The sequence below is a fragment of the uncultured Nostoc sp. genome, from assembly GCF_964245445.1.
Taxonomy (GTDB): domain Bacteria; phylum Cyanobacteriota; class Cyanobacteriia; order Cyanobacteriales; family Nostocaceae; genus Nostoc.
In genome coordinates this window covers 26,923-49,707 of record NZ_CAXTNE010000023.1, presented here as the reverse complement: position 1 = coordinate 49,707, position 22,785 = coordinate 26,923, and the positions used below count along the sequence as shown (strand labels likewise).

At 40.3% G+C, this 22,785-nt stretch carries 17 protein-coding genes; 12 read left to right on the top strand and 5 right to left on the bottom strand.

Going from position 1 to position 22,785, the window contains the following annotated elements; all coding sequences use genetic code 11:
• Positions 1-306 precede the first annotated feature (306 nt).
• The 3 genes from ACFE90_RS06525 to pheT form a co-directional block, all read right to left on the bottom strand.
• Positions 307-1,101 (bottom strand): Tab2/Atab2 family RNA-binding protein, encoded by a 795-nt coding sequence (locus ACFE90_RS06525; protein ID WP_375498845.1) that lies wholly within the window; start codon positions 1,099-1,101, stop codon positions 307-309.
• Between the two features lie 193 nt (positions 1,102-1,294).
• On the bottom strand, positions 1,295-1,564 hold the full coding sequence (locus ACFE90_RS06520) for a YciI family protein (protein ID WP_375498843.1): 270 nt from the start codon (positions 1,562-1,564) through the stop codon (positions 1,295-1,297).
• Between the two features lie 154 nt (positions 1,565-1,718).
• On the bottom strand, positions 1,719-4,169 hold the full coding sequence (gene pheT, locus ACFE90_RS06515) for a phenylalanine--tRNA ligase subunit beta (protein ID WP_375498841.1): 2,451 nt from the start codon (positions 4,167-4,169) through the stop codon (positions 1,719-1,721).
• 1,132 nt (positions 4,170-5,301) lie between these two features.
• On the opposite strand from pheT, the gene ACFE90_RS06510 reads away from it, so the two are divergent.
• Positions 5,302-6,453, top strand: a complete 1,152-nt coding sequence (locus ACFE90_RS06510) for a hypothetical protein (protein WP_375498839.1) — start codon at positions 5,302-5,304, stop codon at positions 6,451-6,453.
• A 244-nt stretch (positions 6,454-6,697) separates the two neighbouring features.
• On the opposite strand, the gene ACFE90_RS06505 is transcribed toward ACFE90_RS06510, so the two are convergent.
• Both ACFE90_RS06505 and ACFE90_RS06500 read right to left on the bottom strand, forming a co-directional pair.
• Complete coding sequence (locus ACFE90_RS06505; RefSeq protein WP_375498837.1) at positions 6,698-6,823, bottom strand: hypothetical protein; 126 nt, start codon at positions 6,821-6,823, stop codon at positions 6,698-6,700.
• Between the two features lie 42 nt (positions 6,824-6,865).
• Positions 6,866-8,272 carry a response regulator gene (locus ACFE90_RS06500; protein WP_375498835.1) on the bottom strand — a complete coding sequence of 469 codons (1,407 nt, stop codon included), beginning with the start codon at positions 8,270-8,272 and terminating at the stop codon, positions 6,866-6,868.
• A gap of 756 nt (positions 8,273-9,028) precedes the next feature.
• On the opposite strand from ACFE90_RS06500, the gene ACFE90_RS06495 reads away from it, so the two are divergent.
• The 11 genes from ACFE90_RS06495 (at position 9,029) to ACFE90_RS06445 (ending at position 22,680) form a co-directional block, all read left to right on the top strand.
• On the top strand, positions 9,029-9,703 hold the full coding sequence (locus tag ACFE90_RS06495; RefSeq protein WP_100898244.1) for a VWA domain-containing protein: 675 nt from the start codon (positions 9,029-9,031) through the stop codon (positions 9,701-9,703).
• 158 nt (positions 9,704-9,861) lie between these two features.
• A complete protein-coding gene (locus tag ACFE90_RS06490; protein WP_375498833.1) occupies positions 9,862-10,644 on the top strand; it encodes a PP2C family serine/threonine-protein phosphatase in 783 nt (260 codons plus the stop codon).
• Between the two features lie 55 nt (positions 10,645-10,699).
• A complete protein-coding gene (locus ACFE90_RS06485) occupies positions 10,700-12,868 on the top strand; it encodes a tetratricopeptide repeat protein (RefSeq protein ID WP_375498831.1) in 2,169 nt (722 codons plus the stop codon).
• Between the two features lie 486 nt (positions 12,869-13,354).
• Entirely contained in the window at positions 13,355-14,128 is a 774-nt protein-coding gene (rfbF, locus tag ACFE90_RS06480) for a glucose-1-phosphate cytidylyltransferase (protein ID WP_375498829.1), read from the top strand.
• A 104-nt stretch (positions 14,129-14,232) separates the two neighbouring features.
• Positions 14,233-15,447: an L-2-hydroxyglutarate oxidase gene (lhgO, locus tag ACFE90_RS06475; RefSeq protein WP_375498827.1), complete on the top strand. Its 1,215-nt coding sequence runs from the start codon at positions 14,233-14,235 to the stop codon at positions 15,445-15,447.
• A 577-nt stretch (positions 15,448-16,024) separates the two neighbouring features.
• Positions 16,025-17,053, top strand: a complete 1,029-nt coding sequence (locus ACFE90_RS06470) for an NAD-dependent epimerase/dehydratase family protein (RefSeq protein ID WP_375498825.1) — start codon at positions 16,025-16,027, stop codon at positions 17,051-17,053.
• 110 nt (positions 17,054-17,163) lie between these two features.
• Positions 17,164-18,432 (top strand): methyltransferase domain-containing protein, encoded by a 1,269-nt coding sequence (locus ACFE90_RS06465; RefSeq protein ID WP_375498823.1) that lies wholly within the window; start codon positions 17,164-17,166, stop codon positions 18,430-18,432.
• 221 nt (positions 18,433-18,653) lie between these two features.
• Positions 18,654-19,661 carry a glycosyltransferase family 2 protein gene (locus ACFE90_RS06460; protein ID WP_375498821.1) on the top strand — a complete coding sequence of 336 codons (1,008 nt, stop codon included), beginning with the start codon at positions 18,654-18,656 and terminating at the stop codon, positions 19,659-19,661.
• A gap of 49 nt (positions 19,662-19,710) precedes the next feature.
• On the top strand, positions 19,711-20,562 hold the full coding sequence (locus ACFE90_RS06455) for a phytanoyl-CoA dioxygenase (protein ID WP_375498819.1): 852 nt from the start codon (positions 19,711-19,713) through the stop codon (positions 20,560-20,562).
• 223 nt (positions 20,563-20,785) lie between these two features.
• Complete coding sequence (rfbC, locus tag ACFE90_RS06450; RefSeq protein ID WP_109010572.1) at positions 20,786-21,343, top strand: dTDP-4-dehydrorhamnose 3,5-epimerase; 558 nt, start codon at positions 20,786-20,788, stop codon at positions 21,341-21,343.
• A 92-nt stretch (positions 21,344-21,435) separates the two neighbouring features.
• Positions 21,436-22,680: a glycosyltransferase gene (locus ACFE90_RS06445; protein WP_375498817.1), complete on the top strand. Its 1,245-nt coding sequence runs from the start codon at positions 21,436-21,438 to the stop codon at positions 22,678-22,680.
• The last annotated feature ends 105 nt before the right edge of the window (positions 22,681-22,785 follow it).

The following is a 22,785-nucleotide window of genomic DNA, read 5'->3' as shown; positions in this document are numbered from 1 at the left end:
ATCAACGGTTAATTCTGAAGTTTAGCTAAATTAAAAAGCGCTCTCCCAATGGGAGAGCGCTTTTTAGTGTTAACAACAATATTACTAACAATGAAATAGTGATGATAACGGTTTTAAATCATTACCGCTCATGTCATGGCATAGGATGAAAAAGAAGATCAGGTAAAAAATAATTAAAAATCGCCCAGGTAGAGAAAGCAATGGCGATCTACAAATTGTAGAATGTCTTCTTCTAAGGTAATTGTGACTTTCATGATCTTTTTTAGCTATAGAAATTAAGCGGAAAAATATTTTTAGCAATCAATATCAATCTTCTGCCCGCAACAACCAAAAGCCGCTATAAGTCATCCCGGAATCATCGGGCTGGACTAACAAAAAATGCAATCCTCGGCAATGCTTTTTTCGTTGTTCAAATGCTTGGGCCGCTGTTGTAACTTCTGGATCTTCAAATGTGGCAACAATCCATCTATCCACCAAGCCAGCTTCTAATATTAAGCCGTCTGGTGCGCCAGATATGTAATTCAAGCCTACGGGACGGGCTTGCTGCAACCATCTGGCTAGCCGCATCGATTGCCGTCCACCATAAATTACTACACCGGGGACGGGCACTGTTGATGCCAAACCCAAATTGATGGGTTTGCGATGTTCTGGGATGTGCAAAATGGGAATGGGGCGATCGCTAAATATCGTTTCCACATCACTAGCAGCTAAACTTGCAAAACGCCATTGTTCTCCCCAGAGGTTTTCTGGTAATGGTGCTGGAGGTGGTTTATCCAGGGTTGAGGGATACTGCTTTTCTTGTAACCACTGCTTCAACGCCAAAGTGTGACGGGTAGGTTCGACATTTATACTTAAATTGCGTCCAGCCGCCTCAATTAAGCTTAAAGACTGAGGACGAAACACCTGAATCACATCTGGCAATTTTTCACCTGCGGCTAGCTCAATTTGAGCAGCAACCCAACTCGAATTTGCTGCTGACTGGAGACAGCTAGCTTCATACTCAAAGCTGCGAGTTGCGTCACAAATCGACAACTCCCATAAAACTTGTCCAGATGCATCCTGTAAGGGACGACGATAAAAATCAACCTGCCAAATTTTCATAATTATGTGGGCATTGGGCATTGGGAAATGGGGGGATGGGAGAGATCGGTGAGAGTTAAAACTGAAAGTTTCATGCTCAGAGGTTCAACGTTGATGCTCAGAGGTTCAACGTTGATGCTCAGAGGTTCAACGTTGATGCTCAAAGGTTCAACGTTGATGCTAATTCTCCCATGCCCAATGCCCCAAACTTAATTTAAAAAGCCTGAATCCATTCTTTTACAGAATATTCAGTCCAAATGCCATTTTTCCAGTAGGGATCATTTTCAATTAACTTGCGCACGGTGGCTTCGTCTTCAGCTTCGTAAATCCCAAAAACTTTTGTGACATCTTTGGTGGGGCCAATGGTAATCAGCACACCGGATTCTTTTTGTTTTGCTAATCCGTCTAAGTGAGCTTGACGGTGGGGGGCGCGTTTTTCGAGAACGTCTTCGCAGTAAGTTCCCCAAAGTACATATTTAGGCATAGCTAATTAATTCCAAATAAAAAATGAATAGGGAGTGGGGAGTCGGGAGCCGGGAGTGGGGGGAGAAATCAATTCAAAATTCAAAATTCAAACATTTTAGAACTTCTGCCTTCTGCCTTCTGCCTCCTGCTTCCTCTTTCCCAATGCCCAATAACTAACTTCTTAGGTTTACGCCGAATTTTTCCACTAAAGCTTCGCGGACTTTATTGTGTACTGGTTCGACTTCTGCCTCAGTAAGAGTACGATCGCTAGCCCGATAAACTAGGCGGAATGCTAAACTTCGCTGTCCTTCGGGGACATTTTTGCCCCGATATTCATCAAATAATTCTACCGATTCGAGCAAATCTTTACCCGCTTTGGTAATTACTTTTTGAATTTCGGTAACTGAGATTTTCACGGGTGCGAAAAAGGCGATGTCGCGATCGCTACCTGGATAGGTAGAATAGGGCTGGAATGTTGGCACCAGAACTTCATCTTCTCCCAGAGAATCTAAAAGCACATCTAGATCCAACTGGAAAACATAAACGGAATCTGGTAAACCTTTTTCTCGTCGCAGTTGGGGATGGAGTTGTCCAAAAATACCCAGTCTGTTACCCCGAATCCACAGGGAAGCGGTGCGTCCTGGATGTAAGCGATTATCTCGGCAATCGGGTTGGAATTCTACCTGCAAGCCAAGTTGCCGAAATACACTTTCTAAAATGCCTTTGGCTTCAAACCAGGTGATGGGTTCTTCGCGTCCACTTTTTGACCATTTGCCAACAGAAATATCTCCTCCCACAATCCCAGCAAGGGCTTCTGTTTCTTGCAAACCGTCTTCTTCTCGCCAGAAAATTTGCCCGATTTCAAAACCGTTCAAGGCACCATTACCCTGCTCTAAATTGTATTGAAAGGCATCAATTAATCCAGATATCAAATCGGTTCGCAGAGCTGAATATTCGACAAATAAGGGGTTTGACAATACTATATTTCTGTCTTCTCCCGGTTTGACTAAAGAATAGTGGATTAATTCTGTCAACCCTTCAGCCCGCAAGAAAGCTCGTAATTTGCGAATCAATTCTTCATCTAAAGGCAGATAGCCAGCTTCTGCTTTTTCTGGTAAAGTATCGCAGAATTTGTTGTAACCATAGAGACGGGCAATTTCTTCAATTAAGTCAATTTCTCGCTCTAAGTCGCGGTAACGATAGGGTGGAACAGAAACTGACCATGTAGGTTGATGGTTAGTATCTTTTTCTGAAGGAGTTAACTTACATCCCAATGCGGTCAGGATGCGCTCAACATCCTGTTCTTGGAGTTCACCTGTGTCCTCTCCTAAATCTATCGGCCCCAGTATCTGATTAACGCGGTCTAAACGCAGGGCGATAGAACGACTCCAGGTAGACGGGTCGGGGCGGGTGTCGGCAATTTCCTGCTGCACAAGAATTCCACTAGCTAATTCGCTAATTAAGGATAAGGCGCGGCGATTAGCTATTTCCAACTCAGCGCGGTTAACTCCCCGTTCATATCTGCCAGAAGCCTCACTTCTTAACCCAACACTCCGGGAAGAACGGCGAATTGCTACCGAATCAAATAAAGCTGCTTCTAAAACTAGGCTTTGAGTCCCTTGATGGACTTCTGTTTCTTCCCCACCCATGACTCCCGCCAGTGCAACGGGTCTGTCGTTTGCGGTAATTAATAAATTTTGGGTTGATAGGGTGCGAGTTTGTCCATCTAGGGTTTTGAGGGATTCTCCAGTATTGGCGAAGCGAACGCCGATGGTTAAATTTCCGCTACTTGCAACTGATTTTAGGCGATCGCGGTCAAAGGCGTGCAGTGGTTGTCCCCATTCCAACAAAACATAATTAGTAATGTCCACAACATTACTGATGGGACGTACCCCAGCAGCCCGCAAACGCTGTTGCAACCATTCGGGAGATGGAGCAATTTTTACCTGTTCAATTACCGTACCAATGTATGCATGACAAGCTTGGGTATCGGCAATTTTTAAAGCTAAATTTCCGGCACTTTTGGTAATAGAGACTTCACCGGGTTCAGGAATGCTTAACTTTCCACCAGTTAAAGCTGCTACTTCCCGTGCTACGCCTACCATACTCAGAGCATCAGCGCGATTGGCAGTTGCAGTTAAGTCTAAAATGACATCATCTAGACCCAACAAAGGACGCACATCACTACCTAATGGTAAATTTTCCTGGGTAAAAATATGAATTCCGTCTACATCGGTGGGCAAACCGAGTTCCTTTAAAGAACAAATCATGCCCTGAGATGGGACACCACGCAATTTTGCAGGTTTAATTTTTAAATCGATGTTGGGTAAGTAAGTACCCGTAGTTGCTACAGGCACATAGATATCTGCCTTCACATTGGCAGCGCCACAGACAATATTTAAAGTCTCACCTGCACCAATATCCACTTGGCAAACACTCAATTTATCGGCGTTGGGATGGGGTTGACGCTCAAGCACTTTCCCGATAACTACGCCATTTGCCCAAGTGCGGCGGTCTTCAATCTCTTCAACCTCAAACCCTGCCATTGTCAGGGTTTCGGCTAATTCTTCTGGACTAAGTTTTATCTCTACTAGTTCGCGCAGCCAATTTAGAGAAATACGCATGGAGTGTGCTTGTTTTAGAAATCGTCTTTTGCTCTTATTTTAGGGTGCAAGAAGCGATTGATGGCTATTCGTCCTGCAAGGCGTACCCTTTCACTTGAACAATCCTACTACGTTAGACTGGCAGAACAATCTCTGATGCTAATCTTTTCTTGGCGTCTTGGCTTGTGTCAATGTAGGAGATATGTTTGAGATTCGCTCTGTACCCAGCAATTAATATTAAGGAAACTCCAAAAAATAAATTATCCCAATTTCTAGACTCAACACGAGTGTTCCTCCCCCTGCCCCCTGCCTTAAATGCGTACCCCTTTGGGGATCTTGCTACGCGTAGCGTCCCGCAGGGATGGGATATTTTTTTAATTGGAAGTCCCTAAGGCGACATCATGACCAAAAGGCGATCGCTAAAATGATTGAGGCTGAACGATATACAACCATTACATAAGCAGGGGTTGGCTCAGGGTGGCCACATTATGTCAACCAAGGCTTTTATTCTCAATAAGCTAAATAGCCGCATTAATTAATAGCTGCTTATTGATATAGATTTAGCGTAGGCGTAGCCTGTCCTAGACATCACATTGAGACTTGAAAAATAAATCAAACGAGAAATGTTGATTTTTTCGTTGGTTATTAACATTGGTTGCGAACAAGAGTAATTTAGATGCTTTTGCCCTAGCGATCGCAGAACTTGAATCTTTAAAACTCGATAAAACCTCACAAGTAATATTTTCTCACTCAATAGACTACAAAAATCACACTTCACTCTTTTTTGTAGTGTAATTACATTACATTGTATTGTCGAACTCCAAAGAGGTAAATTTGCCCTGTTTGAGCCGAAAAATCACTATAAAAATTGCTTCTAAAGCATTCACTATAAGGATTATCGGACATTTTTCTGAAATCTACCTCAATAATATCGAAAGAATAGACAATCCAATCTAAAGAATCGGCAATCCAATCGAAATTTTGTTCATTTTAAATGTAAATCTGATTTTCTATACTTTTACTAAGTGTGGTGCTTGCTGTTTTTATTAGTATTTCTTTATTGAAGATGAAAGTAAAAAAATGCTTTTATTCATGTCGTTCATCTTCCTCTTGATAGAGGAATTTAAGTTTGAGTAATAGGAGTTTAATTCTAATGGCAACTTCTGACAATAGCAATCAAACTGTTGGCTCACAAAGTACTAGCAACAATTCAACTGGTAATGGCAATTTTTCTTTCACTGATGGCAAATGGCAGTCTACCGATGGCAGCAGTTTAGATGGTAGCAGTGCTTCCAATAGCAGTGCCTCCGGTAGCGGTGGCTTTGGTAGCGGTGGCTTCGGTGGCGCTGCTACTGGTAGTAATACTTTCGCTTCCTTTATCGGTGGTGGCAACTCATCCACAACCAGTGAAGATGGAAAGTATAAATATAATTACGAGCGACCACTTGACGAGCGGGCTTTAACTGATACCAATAATCCGTTCAATCAACTCATCGGAGCCCTTGGCGGTGATATTAGTGCATTAGGTGGTGGTGGCGCATCTGGTGGTGGCGCATCTGGTGGCGGTAGCAACCTCTTTGCTGGTGGTGACGCATCTGATGATAATGCATCTGGTAGTAGCGGCAACCTCCCTGGTAACTTACCATTTGGCAACACTCCTCCCTCCAAGGAAAGTGGTAGCAACCTACCTGAAACTGGCAACGGTCAACCTGTACCTTATAAAAGTGACAACTGGATATCTGATATTCAAAAATTAGATGGTGCAAATGCTACCGGCAACAGTGGCCAAGGTAACGGTAACTGGCTATATGGTAGCAACAACACAACCGACGGTAATGGTAACTGGAATTTTGGTAGTGATAACACAACCAATGGTAACGGTAACTGGAACTACGGTGACGGCGGCAAAACCGAAGGTAATGGCAACTGGGGCTTTGGTAGCGATAGCACAACCAACGGTAATGGTAACTGGAACTTAGGCAATAACAACGACATCCTTGGTAATGCCAATACACTACCTGGTAGTAAAAACGATATCCTTGGTAGTGGCAACACTGCCAATGTAACTAATAGTAATCTCCTTGGAAACCGGATTGAAGCCAGTGGTAATGACAAAACACTCGTTGGTAATGAAGGCTGGAATTTCTCTGTTAGTGGCAAACTGATATCGCTAGGTAGTACTACACCCAGCCAAGATATAGGAACTGATGTCAAGAGTTTACTCAACAGTTCTGACCTTGTAACATCCGCCATATCAAATCCAGGCTACAACAACCCAAATTATGATTTCTCTACCATAGCCTAAAAGTTTGTAGCAGACAGGAGCCAGTTTTTGCATTGGTAAGCTTGTCTATTGTAGCATTGGCTTTTTTGCCAACTTGAGTTGATTACATTTTGAATAAAATACTTCTTGGTTAAGCTTTGCAGTTGACATTGCTCTCATTGAGCGGCGCAAGAATCAACCTTCTAGCACTTCAAAAATTTCAATCTGTAATTAACCAACAAGTATTACTCTTTTAAATGTAGTGCGTAAGGTACAGAAAAAATAATTAGCCGCAGATGAACACAGATACTCGTAGGGACACGGCAATACGTGTCTTTAATCCTAGCTGAATACCAGCAAGTTCGAGAACTTCTTTAATTAAGTTTTCGTCAATTTTCAGATTAGTATTCATTTTTTCCTCACTAGCTCAAAGTTTTTAGGTTTTGTGGTTAATTTAAGTCAGATGCATAAAGATTATTTTTAGTAATTCGGCGCGAGTAAACGGTTTAGTCAGATATCCCGATGCCCCAACTAATTTTGCTTTTACTTTGTCTACAATCCCTTTATTACTAGTAATAAAGATAATAGGAGTCTTCTGAAACATGGAATTATTTCGTATAATCCGACACAATTCATAACCATCAATTCCTATCATGTTTAAATCCAACAAAATTAAATCCGGTTTGTGCCTTATAATTGACAAAACGGCTTTTACTGGATCGTTAATAGTCACTACAGAAAAATTTTCATTTTCTAAGAAATAACTAATTTCTTTGAGAATTGTGGGGCTATCATCAACAGAAACGATTTTGTGAGCTTTTTGTGCCGTTACAGTAGCAGCCGCTACTATTTGGGAAGGAAGATTTATGTTATTTGATATTGTTGGTTCCTGAAATTTATCTTTTGAAGAAGGATAAATATGAGGTAATCGTTGGACAGTAACTATATTCTCTTCAGAAATATCTAAGTGAAAGTTGACAGTGGTATTTAGTTCTTTTTTGGTATCAACTAACTTTGGAATGAATTTTGAGATAAGCGTAGGCGTAGCCCGTCGTAGATATCGCTCTTCAAATATCTTTGGTAATTTATCATAAGGTGGATCAGCTTCATGCAAGATAATCGCACCCTTAAGTATGTAAGAGTATAAAGTGTGAGCCAGTTGGATTTCATCTTGATTCAAAATTACAGCTAGATGACACAGGCTAAAACCTTTCATCCAATTAGTTAAAGCTGGCTGGAGTTTTGGTAAATCTTTTTCCTCAATTTTGCTGTTAATCAACAGATATGGACGTTGATATGGAGAAGAGATTTGAGGAACAAAAGCTTGCCATTCTTTTAATCTTACTTGGCAATATTCTAGAATTTTTTCTACATCTAACCTGCAAATACTTGGCACTATATCAAATGTTTTTCCTAACTCATAAGTACCTTCTTTGATTAGCAAAAATGATTCGATCACCTCTTGAACTAATTCTTGAATCAGCACTGCTGCTTGTGTAGAATGTAAATGTTGTTGACTAACAAGCCAGGATATAGCCTGATACTCAGGCGGGTGGCTTCTTGAATTGCTGTCATCTTCGATTAATTGAGTGTGTGAATCAGGTTCAAACATTAGACGTATTTGAACACGAATCTCACTGGTAAGCAGTGGAATTTGGTGGCTGAGGCGACGCAAATGACGTTCTAGCCGATCAAAGGGTTCCACTGAATGGGTAGCGTAGGTTATTCTTCCCTGTTCTAGGTAAATCGACCAAGAAACTGAGTTACTCAATGCTTGTAAACAAGTACTGTCGGAGCAATTGGATAACTGTCTTAACAAACTTATTGGACGTAGTTTGGTAAATGCACCAGAATTATTCATATTTTTCAAGTTTTTTGCGGAATCAACAACCGAACATTTGTAAATTGAAAATATCAGCTATGAAATATTTTCTTCTTTGTAATATTTCTCTCCGTACAAAATATTTATTTTAAAATATGTATATATGTTAAAACTAGTAAATTTTAGATGCCCATTGTTACATTTTACACATTATACTTATTTTATCGATCTCAAAAAAAAGATAGGTGGGTATGAATAAACGTAAATACCTATCATAGCTAGACTATCAGTAGATGTTAGTTACTTCTGGATTTTAATTACTAGCAACAACTCTTGACTCAAGACCTTAATAATGATGTTTATTTATGCCCACTTACTGAAAGAGGTAAATTTGATTCCAAGTTCCCGTAGCTACACTGCTATACTTCTAAAGCTAATTAGCTTAATTATGGTTAATTACTTTTATATAAAAGAACGATTTTTCTACATAAAATCTTTAAAAAGTTATCTAGGAAAGTTTACGTATTTATTGTACTGTAGGGTTAATGGATATAATTTTTGGGTAGATACATTACAACAAGGATTGTTGCGTTTTGATAAACTCTTTTTTGCTAAACTAAGCTGTTCTCAAGTTCTTCTTAAATATGTAGAGAACTTCATGAAAAAAATTTGTTTAATAAAAATTAGAGCATCTACCACTAGCTACTATATTCTGTAAGTCGCCTCGGCGACTGTAATTATATACTCTGAGAAAAGGGAAATAAGGCTTTGAACTTTAACATAACACAAAAAGTTATGGATGATACATTAAGGCTTGATGAAGTAGTAGAATTTGCTGAGAACCCAGAACCACGTTGTCCTTGTGTACTGTTACTAGACACATCTGGCTCAATGCAAGGAGACCCGATTGAGGCTTTAAATCAGGGTTTACTAAGTTTAAAAGATGAATTAGTCAAAAATTCCTTAGCCGCAAGACGGGTGGAAGTGGCGATCGTAACATTTGATAGTAATATCAATGTAGTACAAGACTTTGTGACTGCGGATCAATTCAATCCGCCGATTTTGACGGCTCAGGGATTGACTACGATGGGTGCAGGAATTCATAAAGCTTTAGACATAATTCAAGAGCGAAAATCTCAGTATCGTGCCAATGGGATTGCTTACTATCGTCCTTGGGTATTCATGATTACCGATGGAGAACCACAAGGCGAGTTAGAAAATGTGGTAGAGCAAGCATCCCAGCGCCTACAGGGAGATGAAGCAAACAAACGCGTAGCATTTTTTACAGTAGGTGTAGAAAATGCGAATATGACTCGTTTAAATCAAATAGCTGTGCGTACCCCCCTGAAGCTGAAAGGATTAAATTTTATCGAGATGTTTGTCTGGCTGTCAACTAGTATGTCAGCTGTTTCTCATTCGCAGGTGGACGAACAGGTAGCACTACCGCCGATTGGTTGGGGGACTGTTTAGTTAAAAATGATAGCTTGATGTTTACACTACTAGTACAGGTCGGCGGAAATAAACCTACCATTTCATTACAGCCATAAAGCCCAAAATTAAAGCCTTTTGACTTTTGACTTTTGATTTTTGACTTCCGCCTTGCGGTACTAGCTGCTTGAAAAAAATCTATGAACATATCAAAACAGATTGCTCAATGGCGGATTGTGGCTGCGTCTGTATGTGGTACAAGTCACTTAAAAAACAATCAGTTATGTCAGGATGCTCATCACTGGCAGGTATTATCAGATAACGTTTTAGTGGCGGCCGCAGCAGATGGCGCGGGTTCTGCTAGCCTTGGAAAAGTGGGAGCGATGATTGCTGTAGAGACAGCAATAGAAAACATTTCCACCAAAGGACTTACCCGGAAAAGTTTGACTGATGATGCATTGGTGCGATCGCTCTTAAATGATGCCATATTAGCCGCCAAAAAAGCTGTGGATGATGAGGCGGTTATTTGTGACAAACAGCCTCAAGATTTAGCAACTACCTTAATTGTGATGCTCGCCACACCAGAAGTTGTGGCTGTAATGCAAATAGGTGATGGTTTGGCAGTGGCAAAAGATAGCATGGGCAACCTCCTGGCACTGACTATACCTGATAGCGGCGAATACATCAACGAAACAACTTTTTTAACTTCTCCTACTGCCTTAGATACAGCGCAGATGAGAGTCTGGCGCACAGACATAGTAAATGTTGGCATCATCACCGACGGACTACAAATGTTGGCTTTGAATATGGTTGTTGGCGAACCTCACAAACCCTTCTTTTTTCCCCTGTTTGAATTTGTAGCTAATGCCGAGGATAAGACAGAAGCGAAGGAGCAGTTGGTAAAGTTTTTACGCTCAGAACGGATTACGCAACGCACTGATGATGATTTAACACTCATTATAGCTGCATTCAACAACTCATAAGCAAAAATTTACAGGTTTCACATCTTACAATAACTCCGTTAGCGGTAATTTCATTATGCAGGTACTACGTTGTTCCCCTAGAAAAGAAATCCTCAGTCTCAATGTCAGTTTGGGACGTGGCGGTGAAGCTTGTGTTTATGCAGTGCCATCTGATAACAACTTGGTGGCAAAGATTTACCACAAGCCAACGACTGCTCATGCTGATAAACTCCAAGCGATGCTTGCCAACCCGCCAGAAAACCCTACGGCGAGTTTAGGGCATATCTCTATCGCTTGGCCAGAGGATTTATTACGAGCGGCAGATGGCAAAAATATCATCCTTGGCTTTTTGATGCCACGCATTCAAGGGATGCGTCCAATCATCGACTTTTACAACCCCAGAACCCGTCGCCAACACTGCCCTCTATTCAACTATCAGTACCTGCTCCGCACGGCTCGTAACTTGGCGGCAGCTTTTGCAGCTTTACACGCTAGTGGATATTGTATTGGTGATGTAAATGAGTCAAATATCCTCGTCAGTGACACAGCACTGGTAACTTTGATAGACACAGACTCCTTCCAAGTACTCGACCCAACCAGCAATGTTGTTTATCGCTGCCCAGTCGGTAAACCAGAGTTTACCCCACCAGAACTACAGAATAAAACTTTTGCCCAGCACGATCGCGAAATTTCTCACGATTTATTTGGGTTAGCGGTGCTGGTATTTCAACTCTTAATGGAAGGCACGCACCCATTTTCGGGGATTTTTCAAGGCGCTATTGAGCCACCGCCCTACGAAGCCCGCATTGCATCGGGTCATTTCACTTACAGCCAAAAGCGCTACGTACCCTACCTTCCTACACCCATTGCACCCCCTTGGGAAATTCTTCATCCCAGCTTACAAGAACTATTTGTCCGTTGTTTTGAAGAGGGTCACAACAACCCACTGCTGCGCCCCAGTGCCCAGGCTTGGCTATCAGCTATTGCTGAAGCCGAAGATTCCTTAATTACCTGTACGACAAATCCTCAGCATCGCTACAACAACCACATGCGTATCTGTCCCTGGTGTGAACGTACCGTGCGATTAGGCGGACGCGACCCCTTCCCATCACATCGGGCTATAGAAGCTAGAGAACATCTCCAACCGCGAATCAAACGGAAAAAGCACTACACCCAGACACCGCATTTTCCACAGCGAACCATGTCACCGCACTCAGCTAATTATTGGCAGCCAGTAATTACCCCAAGCGGTACATCTTATAAACCTTCTAAGAAGTCAAAGTTGTACCCGATTATTTGTTGCTTGCTGGGTTTTGGTTTATTGGGATATGCGGACGTAATGATTAAATTTACTCAGCCGTTGGTTTACCAAAATGCTTACACTCAACAAACACTGAAGTCTCGCCAGACAGACAACAAACTCAGCTTCGCTGATTACTATCAGCAGGGTTATACTGCTTACAAAGACCGAGATTATGAAAAAGCAATTGCCAGCTTTACCGGAGCAATTGAACAAGAACCGACACATGCCAGAGCTATTGTAAATCGTGGCAATGCTCGTTATAACATGAAAGACTACGAAGGAGCAGTTGTAGATTATAGCCAAGCTCTCAAAATCAATCCTAATCAAACGAAAGCTCTTGTGAATCGGGGTAATGCCCGCTATATGCTCGCCGAATATAGCAACGATCCCGATCTAGAGTATAACCTAGCGATCGCAGACTATAATCGCGCCATTGGTCTGGATAGTAATGAAATTGAAGCTTATATCAGACGCGGGATTGTCCGCACCCAAATGGCTAAATATAGCGGTGAATCTCAACAAGCTTACAAAAGAGCGATCGCAGATTTTACTCACGCCATAAAACTTAATGTATCCAAAGCAGAAGCTTACTTTCAACGTGGTGTTGTCTATTATCAAATCGCTCAATATAGCAGCAATTATGAGCAAGAATATCATCAAGCGATCGCTGACTTTAACCAAGCACTAGCTATCAGCCCCAAACTGGCAAAAGTGTATCTTAAACGAGGCATGGTTCGCTATGAACTAGCACAGTATGGCGGTAGTGAATCTAACAAAAATCAGGCGAAAGCTGTCGAGGATATACAGGCATCTGCCAAATTCTTTCTTGAGCAAGATGATATGGATAATTATCAGCAAGCACTCAGTAACATGTGTGTAGTTATAGAAAACAAATGTGACCCTTTATTCCAAAGCTCAAGTAATCTGGAAAAAACTAACTAAAAACAAATAAGTAAGTTTTTTTACTGGTATATTATTGGTTTGAATTTCATAAATCAAGCCTAACTAGGGTTAGCTAACGCTAACCCTAGTTGTTTATTGGGTAACATTTTTATTTAAAAGAATAATTTTTTTCCTATTTCTAGATATTCATAGAGCTTTTATATAGAAAAGATTTTAATTTATATTTCCTTCATGATTTTACCGAAAATAACAGTTAGATTATTGACGGAGAAAAAGAAAAAAGAAATCAATTTTTCTCTATCTAAGTGCATCCTCTTCATGTCGATAAAGTCAAACAATTTTGGATTTTGGATTTTGGATTTTTGAGAAAAAGAGTTTTTTGGTACATGCCCCGCTATGAAAATGGGCAGAGCAAATCTACTCATAGGCTCGTGACATTCGAGCATTAATTCCAAATTGCAAATCTAGAATCTAAAATTGGCACGGTCAAATAATTATATCCCTACAAATCTCCGAGGTAATTGCATGAAAGCGGTGATTTTGGCTGGAGGACTTGGTACACGCCTCAGCGAAGAAACTAGTATCAGACCCAAGCCGATGGTTGAGATTGGTGGTAAGCCAATTCTCTGGCACATCATGAAAACTTACTCTGCTCACGGCATTAATGACTTCATTATTTGTTGCGGTTACAAAGGTTACATAATTAAGGAGTATTTTGCTAACTACTTCTTACACATGTCAGATGTTACCTTTGATATGCGATTTAACCAAATGAACGTGCATTCTGGTTATGCTGAACCTTGGCGTGTCACCTTAGTAAATACGGGTGATAATACAATGACAGGCGGACGCTTAAAGCGAATTAGCGAACATCTTGGTAATGAGACTTTTTGCTTTACTTATGGTGATGGTGTAAGTAATATTAATATCACCGAGCTAGTTAAATTTCATAAACAACAAAAGACATTAGGAACCCTGACAGCCGTTCAACCAGCCGGACGTTTTGGTGCTATTTCCTTAGGATATGAGCAAACTAAAATTACCAGCTTTCGGGAGAAACCTGAAGGTGATGGAGCTTGGATAAATGGCGGTTATTTTGTGTTAGAACCAGAAGTAATTAATTTGATTGCTGATGACTCTACCGTATGGGAGCAAGAGCCATTAGAAAAACTAGCTGATATGGAACAACTATCGGCTTTCAAACATGATGGTTTTTGGCAACCTATGGATACTTTACGCGATAAAAACTACCTAGAGGGTCTATGGACAAGTACTCAAGCCCCTTGGAAGGTTTGGTAAGAGAAGAGTTAGGAGTTAAGAGTCAGGAGTTAAATGACGAATGACAAATGACAAATGACAAATGACTTTATAGATTTACTGTAATTTCAAGTACAATAATACTAATGTATGATTTTGCAATTATAGGTGGTGGAATAGTTGGACTCTCTACAGCGCTGGCTTTAGGAAAACGCTATCCCAATGCCCGTATTTTAGTAGTAGAAAAAGAGAGCCAATGGGCATTTCACCAAACCGGCAATAATAGCGGTGTAATTCATTCTGGTATTTACTACAAACCAGGAAGTTTCAAAGCTAAATTTTGCCGTGACGGTTCTCGCTCTATGGTAGAATTCTGCCAAGAACATGGAATTGAGCATGAAGTTTGTGGTAAGGTTATTGTTGCAACAGAAGAGCAAGAACTACCACGCTTAGAAAATCTCTACAAACGTGGCTTAGACAATGGCGTAGAAGTTAAGAGAATTAGCCCGGAAGAAGTCAGGGAAATTGAACCTCACGTAAAATGTGTAGGTGGACTTCGGGTATTCTCAACTGGTATTGTTAATTACAAGCAAGTTTGTTTGAAATACGCCCAGCTAATTCAACACCAGGGTGGGGATTTACACCTCAATACAAAAGTTTTGAAAATCTCCCCAAGTGGAAAAAATCAGGTACTACAAACAAACAACGGTAGCTTTGAAACACGCTTTGTAATTAATTGTACTGGATTGCATAGCGATCGCACCGCCAAATTAGGTCAAGTTGAACCCCAAGCAAAAATCGTTCCATTCCGGGGAGAATATTACGAACTCACCCCAGAAAAACGTTATCTGGTCAAAACACTAATTTACCCAGTTCCCAATCCAGATTTTCCCTTTCTGGGTGTTCACTTTACCCGGATGATTGATGGTAGCGTCCATGCAGGGCCAAACGCGGTGCTGTCACTCAAGCGCGAAGGTTACAAAAAAACCGACTTTGACTTACAGGATTTTCTTGAAGTCATCACCTATCCTGGTTTTTGGAAGTTGGCAGCAAAACATGCTGATGAAGGCATCCAAGAAATCATTCGTTCCTTTAGTAAAGCAGCCTTCACCAGAAGTTTGCAAAAACTAATTCCCGAAGTTCAAGCAGAAGATTTAGTTCCCACCCATGCAGGAGTTCGCGCTCAAGCCTTAATGAACGATGGCAAGCTTGTAGACGACTTTTTGATTGTTTCCGGTCAAAACTCCATTCATGTTTGCAATGCTCCTTCTCCTGCGGCCACATCTTCTCTAGAAATCGGCAAAGCGCTTGTGGCAGAAATTCCCCACCTTTCGCATCTAGATATTGCAGTAACTGCATAGATAACAAACATAGTTATTACTTCCGGGCTGCTGAATAAAAGGATGAATCTTGTATAGTGGGCATCTTTTCCAGCTTGGAAATACAAGAGACGGGTAAAATACCCATCTCACAAGAAAAAAGTGTAGTGCATCAATTAAGAACCGCTATAGAGTGCTGCTACCCAATAGGTAATATCATGTCCGCCAAATTACCCTTAATCAAAGAATCCCTCCCCGCAGGCGGGGAACTCGGGGCCCCTCTGGGAATTAGGGACAGGGAGACAAAGCACAGCTTTGGCGGGGTGGGGTTCTCCGGGTTTAATAAGTCATCAAGCGGACATAATATAAGTCGGCAAACTATGTAATGACTGTTAGCCGAGTTATATATAGCGCTTCTGGGTTGAGTCCAATGACCTAACCCCCAACCCCTTCCCTTATAGGGAAGGGGAGCAAGATTCAAAGCCTCTCTCCTTTTAAGAAAGAGGTCGAGTTATTACAAACGAAAAATATAGCGGTTCCCTCTTGGATGACAACACCCTTTAGGGCGAACATCTGTGCGCCCCTAATTTAACTCATCAATACAAAGGCATTAACCACAATGAAAATATTAGTAACTGGAACAGAAGGTTATCTTGGTTCGTTATTACCCCCTCTGTTAATTGAACGGGGACATGAAGTTATCGGTCTAGATACCGGTTTTTATAAAGTTGGTTGGCTGTACAACGCTAATGGGGTGACACCCAAAACCCTCAACAAAGATATTCGCAACATCACCCCTGATGATTTGGAAGGTGTTGAAGCCATAGTTCACATGGCGGAACTCTCCAACGACCCGGCCGGACAATTAGCACCTAATATTACCTACGAAATTAATCATATAGGTTCAATTCGTCTAGCTAGCCTAGCTAAAGCTATGGGTGTGCGTCGTTTTGTATATATGTCTTCGTGCAGCGTCTACGGTGTTGCTACCGCAGGTGATGTCACAGAAGAATCCCCAATTAATCCCCAAACCGCCTACGCAGAATGCAAAACTCTCGTAGAGAGAGATGTCACACCACTCGCTGATGATGACTTCTCTCCCACTTTTATGCGAAATGCCACTGCCTTTGGTGCTTCTCCCAGAATGCGCTTTGATATTGTTTTAAACAACTTAGCAGGGTTGGCATGGACTAGCAAACAAATCAAAATGACCAGTGATGGCACACCCTGGCGGCCTTTAGTCCATGCACTGGATATTTGCAAAGCAATAGTCTGCGCTTTGGAAGCACCACGAGACATTGTACATAACCAAATCTTCAACGTGGGAGATACAGCAAACAACTATCGCGTCAAAGAAATCGCGGAAATTATTGCTGATATTTTTCCAGATTGTAAATTGTTCTTTGGTAACAACGGTTCAGATAATCGCAGCTATCGGGTATCCTTCGAGAAAATCAACACAATCCTACCTGGATTTAAGTGTGATTGGAATGCCCGACTTGGTGCCCAGCAGTTATTTGATTTATTCAGTCAAATACACATGGCTGAAGATACTTTCTTGTTTAGAGGATTTACCCGCTTAAGGCAACTAGAGTATTTGATTCGTACCGAGCAAATTGACAAAGATTTTTTCTGGAATAAAAAGTAGTTATAGTCGCCTAACAGCAGCGAACAAATAATCTAAGATTCCGAATCAAATAGTGTTGATTCGGACTTATCCTACCTATCAAATTATTTGCAATTAGTGAGTTAAAGCTTATGGCGATCGCAAAATGTCGTTTCAGTGGTCAACCCCTGCACCAAACCTTTATTGATCTAGGAATGTCACCCTTAGCCAATGCTTATTTGACAGCAGAACAGCTAAATAATGCAGAGAAATTTTATCCTCTCCACGCTTATGTCTCTGAAGACACTCTTTTAGTTCAATTAGAACAGTTTGAAACACCAGATCACATTTTCAGCGATTATGCTTATTTTTCTTCTTACTCTGTAAGTTGGCTAAAACATGCCAAGGCTTACACAGATATGATGGTAGAAAAATTTGGCTTTAATCATAATAATCAAATTATTGAAATTGCCAGTAATGACGGCTACCTTCTGCAATATTTTCTAGAAAAGGGAATCCCTGTTTTAGGAATAGAACCAGCAGCAAATATAGCTAAAGTTGCTGAAGACAAAGGCATTCCTAGTATCAACAAGTTTTTTGGAGTTGAAACTGCTAAAGAACTAATGATACAAGGAAAACTAGCTGACCTTTTGATAGGTAATAATGTTTTAGCTCATGTACCAGATATAAACGATTTTATCGCTGGAATGAAACTCATCCTCAAACCTAATGGAATTTTGACGATGGAGTTTCCTCACATTTTACAACTCATTCAGCAAAATCAATTTGATACTATTTATCACGAGCATTTTTCTTATTTTTCATTCCTGACTATCGAAAAAATCTTTGCAGCACACAACTTGCAACTTTTTGACGTAGAGGAATTACCAACTCATGGCGGTTCATTAAGAATTTATGCCAAACATGATTACGCTGTTCATCTCAGCATTAGTCAACGAGTTAGACATCTGAAATCTAAAGAAATTGCCGCCGGGCTGCATCGTATGGAGACTTACATTACCTTTGGCGAAAAAGTCAAAGAAACAAAGCACAAACTATTAAATTTTATCTTGACAGCTAAAGCAGAAGGTAAATTAATCGCTGGTTATGGCGCACCGGCTAAAGGTAATACATTGCTCAATTACTGTGGGATTGGAAAAGATTTTATCGATTACACAGTAGATTGCAATCCTTACAAGCAGGGCTTATTTTTACCTGGCACTCATATTCCCATCTTTGAACCAGATAAAATCCGCGAAACCAAACCAGATTATCTCCTAATATTGCCTTGGAATCTCAAGGAGGAAATTATGGAACAAATGGCATTTATTGGCGAGTGGGGTGGACAGTTTGTAGTGCCAATTCCTGAAGTAAAAATTTATCCATATCCTATTCAGGATAGGGTTTTAGTAGCATCGTAATTACTACTTATAAACCCAAAAACTGCCTGTTATTACTATGTTTATATGGAATCGTAATCATAGGCAATATTTAAGTGATTTCCAGAAAACATTAAAGCATTTGTTTTTTGGAAATCGCTAAAGAGTAATTAAAAGGTGTATTTACTAGAAAGCCGCCGAACCACAAAAAATTAGACTGGGAAGCAGCTTAATACCTTCTTAACTACAGATTAAAGCTTAATATGAATAAACTGCTGACTATTGCCATTCCTACATTTAATCGTGTCCAGCTTCTAGATAAACAACTTACTTGGTTAGCTCAAGCTATTAAAGGTTTTGAAGACGACTGTGAAATTTTAGTTTCTGATAATTGTTCAACAGACAATACTCAGGAGGTAATCCAAAAATGGCAGACAACACTTAGCAATATTACATTTAAATCAAATAAAAATTATAAAAATTTAGGCGTAGTAAAAAATATTATGTATTGCCTAAATTTTACAACAACCAAATATGTTTGGACAATTGGTGATGATGATCCAATTCAAGATAGAGCTATTGCTTATGTGATTAGTAAACTCAAGCAGCATGAAGATTTATCATTATTGTTTCTCAACTTTTCCGGTCGGAACCAAATTACTGGTGAACCAGTTCACCCACCAACAATTGTTGGTAATCGCTGGTTTGATATAGATAGTGAAGATGGGAATGGTGATGGTAAGGCTATATTTGAACATTGTTTCTCAAAAAGTGTTGGTGCAGTAATTTTTCTGACTGCTACAGTCTACCGCACTGACCTAGTAAAACGCGCTCTGCAAGATTGGCAAGATGCTGAGAATAACTGGATATCTTTAGCATATTTAGCCGGATATTGTGCTGCTAATGGCAGAGTAATCGTCACTCAAGATACCTATTTGGAATGTGTTGTTGGTGTGAGTTATTGGCAGAAAGAACCAAAATCTGCACTGTTAATGCAATACAAACACATACCCGAAGTGATTTTGAAATTAGAGAAAAGTGGATATTCTAAGCAGTTTTGTAGACGGATGCTTTTGCAGAACGGTAAAGAAGTCAATTTGAAAGTTTTCTTGGGTGCTTTAAGAAGATGGCCTATGTCCGCTATCAAAATAGTAATTCCATTTTTGGCTTTGGTTAGCTTGTGTGCTTTCGATGTGATGGTTTCTAAAGAATTTGCTTTAGCAGAATCAAGTGAAATATCTACTCAAGAAGTGCGGAATTATAAGCAGTAAGCTATTAAATTCCTAATAAATATGTATCAAAAAGAGGAGGATTTACGACATGTTTAGTGCAATTAAACGCAAAATATTTACACTGTCTTCTGACTTTGAATATTACGTAGCCCGTTGGAAGCATAGCAGAAATCTGCCAGCATTAGAAGGAAGCGATCGCAACATCCTTAATGCTCTTAAAAAAGACGGCGTTTGCGTCACAACACTTGCAGATTTAGGGTTCGACTCTAGCTCCGAACTGCTGAAAGCTGCTTACCATCAATTGTCTCAGATAGAAAATCCCAACAACGACCATCTAGAGCAAAAGTTACCACAAATTTCCACAGTTACTGGTTTACCAGAATTTTATGCCTGGGGAATCGAGAAAAGACTTCTCAACATCATCGAAAATTATATTGGTCTTCCTGTTGCTTTTCATGGTGTACATTTACGCAAAGATTTCAATAATAAACATCAGTTTGGGACTCTGTTATGGCATAGCGATGCAGAAGACCGTCGAATTATCAAAATCATTATTTACTTAAATGATGTGGAAGAAAAAACTGGGCCTTTTGAATATATTCCCCGCTCTTTAACTTCCTTATTTAGTTGGAATTATTTTCAACTTTACTACAAACTCTGGAAGTCAGGCTATATGGGTATCGATGATGAACAAGTAAAACCAGTCATCCCCAAATCAGCTTGGAAATCTTGCCCAGGTCCAGCAGGTACTGTCATTCTTGTAGATACGAAAAATACTTTGCATCACGGCACAGTCCGCACAGAAGATCGGTCAACACTATTCTTGTGTTACACGACTAACCCTCCTGAAAGACCAGACCTCTGCACCCAATATTGGGATGATACTTATCCCAGAGCAGAGTTACGTTCTGCATCAGATGCAGTTAAAGTTTCAACTTAAAAACTTTCTCGCCAGAAGATTATCTAATTTAATTAACCGCAGAGGCACAGAGAACACAGAGGAAGAGAAAGAAAGGAGTTGTACCCGATAAAATTTCTAGATTACTGACACAAAATATTCTCTCAAACTCTCATCTCTCCGTGCCCTCTGCGGTAGCCTGCGGCAAGCCGCTATGCGTCTACGTTTATTTTCTTTACTCAACATTCATCTGAAAGGAATCATAATGATTTTCACCGAAACTGCACTCAAAGACGCATTCATTATTGATTTAGAAGAAAAGCCAGACCACCGTGGTTTTTTTGCTCGGTCTTTCTGCGCTCAAGAATTTGAAGCACACGGATTAAAGCCAACAGTTGCCCAATGTAACCTGTCTTTTAACTATAAAAAAGGCACTATCCGGGGAATGCACTATCAAATTCTGCCAGCAGCAGAAACGAAATTAATTCGCTGTACTAAAGGTGCTATCTATGACGTAATTATTGATATGCGTCCAGAATCTCCTAGCTTTTTATCACACATTGGTGTAGAGCTAACCCCAGAAAACCGCCGCGCTTTGTATGTTCCAGAAATGTTTGCTCATGGCTATCAAGCACTCACAGATGAGACTGAAGTTATATATCAAGTGGGCGAGTTTTACACGCCAGGCTATGAAAGAGGTTTACGCTATGACGACCCATTCTTTGCCATTGATTGGCCTCTAGATGTGACTGAAATATCTGAGAAAGATTTAAATTGGCCTTTGTTGAGAATGATGACTGTTGGCGGTACAGCTTCCAGATAACTATAGACTCTTTCTCTACACCAGGTGTTTCTCGTAGAACATACTGACTGCTTTCCATGAGGTAATACAATAATTAATTAGGGTAGAAATAAATGCCAAATAATCTTTTATCTCGTGTCGGTAATACTATCTCTTTTGTCTCCAAAAAAGTCCAAGCTCGAATCAATTACGCTAAGACTTTACAGGTTGTTTCTCTAAAGCCTAAACAGCCTTCCAAAGGAAATATACTTCTTTCTTATCGAATTGAACCATTCCTCCTAAAACCTGGTCAGCCAATGCCTAATGACCATACTTGGTACTGGGAAGTTTGGCAAATAGCTCAAACTTTTCTAACTTTAGGCTATAACGTTGATGTTATCCAATTTCACAATGATAAATTCGTTCCTCAAAAAGATTACGCATTTTTCATTGATATCCGTCATCGAATGGAAGCGCTTGCACCAAAACTGAATAAGGATTGCATCAAGATTTTCCACGTTGACATTGCGAATATGGTATTTCGCAATGCAGCAGAATGCAACAGACTTCTAGAACTACAACGGCGCAAAGGTATCACCTTAAAACCACAGCGATTTGAAGTTCCTAACTTGGGAATTGAATATGCCGATTGCGCGATAGTGTTGGGTAACGATTTCACAACTGATACATTCAAGTATGCCAATAAACCGATGTATCGCATTCCAATTTCTTCGCCTGTCGTTTATCCTTATCCCGACAAGAAAGATTTTGAAGCGGTAAGAAAGCGTTTTCTGTGGTTTGGTGGTAGTGCTTTAGTCCTCAAAGGATTAGATTTAGTTTTAGATGCCTTTGCCCAAATGCCAGAATACCAGTTAACCGTTTGTGGCCCGGTAAGTAATGACAAAGAATTTGAGCAAGCTTTCTATAAAGAATTGTACGAAACGCCTAACATCCATACTTATGGGTGGATTGATGTTAGTAGCCCTGACTTTATAGAGGTGACAAATAACTGTCTAGGGCTTGTTTATCCTTCCGTTTCTGAAGGGCAGTCAGGAGCAGTAATCAGTTGCTTGCAAGTCGGTTTAATTCCGATTTTGAGCTACGAATCTGGTGTAGATGTTCACGATTTTGGTGTGATTTTTGATAATCTTTCCGTTGACGAAATTAAGGCGAAAGTTAGAAGTATTTCCAATTTGTCTGTAGAAGACCTAAAGCTGATGTCTCGTCAGGCTTGGGAATATGCAAGAGCAAATCATACTAAAGAAAAGTTTGCCCAAGTTTACAGAAATGTTGTGGAGCAAATTATCGAAAATCACAGCCAGAAAAAACAGACTGCTTCTATAGCGTCTAGCAAAGAACCAGTTATTAGCCATAGCTAATTTTAATTCCCATGAAAATGTACTTAATATTTAGCCGTAAAAAATTATTAAGTGCAAGTTTATAGAGAATTTGTATCACAACCAACAGTTCCGAAAAGGAGTTTA